Below are 227 nucleotides of genomic sequence, written 5' to 3'. Positions count from 1 at the left end.
AAATGGACAGTTTGAAATTGATTGGAGCTCGGGACAACAAAATTCTGCAAGGCCACTTTTAACAAATACGCTTCTAGATTCTATGGATGAAGAAGAGATATGGAAAGTTTTAGTCGAAGAAATTGGTAAAGAGGTATCTGATGGGATTATCGTCGTTGACCAAAATAATAAAATTTTATACATGAATCCTTACGCTTATTCTGTAACTAGAGCCAAACAAGGGGACG

1 protein-coding gene is annotated in these 227 nt (G+C 36.1%); it reads left to right on the top strand.

The window, feature by feature from the left end:
* The coding region (locus LD028_RS09825; RefSeq protein ID WP_237811710.1) for a hypothetical protein at positions 1 to 227 on the top strand (227 nt) is incomplete at both ends.

It is taken from the genome of Anoxybacillus sp. LAT27, assembly GCF_022030075.1.
In the GTDB taxonomy this organism is placed as follows: domain Bacteria; phylum Bacillota; class Bacilli; order Bacillales; family Anoxybacillaceae; genus Anoxybacillus; species Anoxybacillus kestanbolensis.
Note: the sequence above shows the minus strand (reverse complement) of the source record. Positions and strands in the feature narration are given on the sequence as shown.